The organism is Brevibacterium salitolerans (assembly GCF_039531405.1).
Taxonomy (GTDB): Bacteria; Actinomycetota; Actinomycetes; order Actinomycetales; family Brevibacteriaceae; genus Brevibacterium; species Brevibacterium salitolerans.
On record NZ_BAAAPZ010000023.1, the window covers coordinates 1 to 1,350 of the forward strand.

The window sequence follows — 1,350 nt, forward strand, 5'->3', positions numbered from 1 at the left end:
GGTGACACTTCTGAGCTCGGATTGATGGGTGAAGAAGAACGAGCCTGTTGATCCCCGTGTCCGTCTCGCTATCTCGCAGTGGCCCGAGGACGCCCCACGCGGAGCGGTGACCTCGTTCTGCGCCGAGCATGGCCTGTCACGGAAGACGTTCTATGTCCTCCTCGCCCGTGCCCGCAACGAGGGACAGGCCGCGGTCCTCGAACCCCGTACACGCCGCCCGCGCACCTCCCCGACGCGGATCCTGGACGAGGCGAAGCAACAGGCTCTTCACGTGCGGGCAGCGTTGGAAGCCTCCGGGCTGGACCACGGACCGATCAGCGTCCACGACAAGATGACGGCGATGGGCCTGAACGCCCCCTCGACAGCGTCGCTGGCCCGGATCTTCCGCGAGACGGGCGTAGCAAGACTGGAGCCGAAGAAGAAGCCACGGGCGGCGTATCGCCGATTCGTCTATCCCGCTCCGAACGCGTGCTGGCAGCTCGATGCCACCGAGTACGTCTTAACCGCTGGCCGTAAGTGCGTGGTCTTCCAACTCGAAGACGACCACTCCCGCCTCGCTCTCGCTTCCCATGTCGCCGAGAGTGAGACCGCGAAGGCAGCGCTGAGCGTGTTCAAGAAGGCCCTCGCCGCCCATGGGGTGCCCCAACGTCTGCTGACTGATAACGGGCTGGCGCTCAACCCTGTCCGCCGTGGCTGGGAAGGCCAGCTCGTCGTCTACGCCGCGTCGCTGGGAGTGGAGGCGATCACCGGGAAGCCGTACAAACCGACCACGCAGGGCAAGAACGAGCGCTTCCACCAGACCCTGTTCCGATGGCTCGACAAACAGCCCCTGGCAGCGACCCTCGCCGAACTGCAGGAACAGGTCGACCGGTTCGATGTCATCTACAACACCGAACGCCCCCACCAGGGCCTCCCCGGCCGCATCACCCCGCAACAGGCCTGGAACGCCACACCCGTTGCCGAGGCCCCGCGCCCGAAACCCGCACCCGTGACCCCGGTACCTCCACCAGCGAAGGCCGACACGCTCGTTGCCGTGCCCGCAGGCACGGATCTCGCGACTCGTCCCCGGTATGGCGGCACGATCCGGTTCGCAGACGAAGGAGAACGTGAGATGACGGTCCGGTCCAACGGCACCGTCTACTTACGAGGGGTCCGGTTCCTGATCAGCCGCCGCCGAGTCGGTGAGACGATCCATGTCGTGTGGGACATGGTCGGGGTGGTCTTCGCCGACCAGCACGGCGAGGTCATCGCCGAACACTCCTGGCCGCCTCAGGGTGTGACCTATGTCAGCAACGGTGTTCCCCGCGGCAAACCCCGACAGACGATCACGGGCGAGGAAGTGTCACCACT

The 1,350-nt window shown here is 65.9% G+C and carries 1 protein-coding gene; it reads left to right on the forward strand.

Features of this window, described 5'->3' with window-relative positions:
- Positions 1–28 precede the first annotated feature (28 nt).
- Positions 29–1,350, forward strand: a 1,322-nt coding sequence (locus tag ABD240_RS17045) for an integrase core domain-containing protein (RefSeq protein ID WP_425547072.1), incomplete at its 3' end; no start/stop codon positions are given.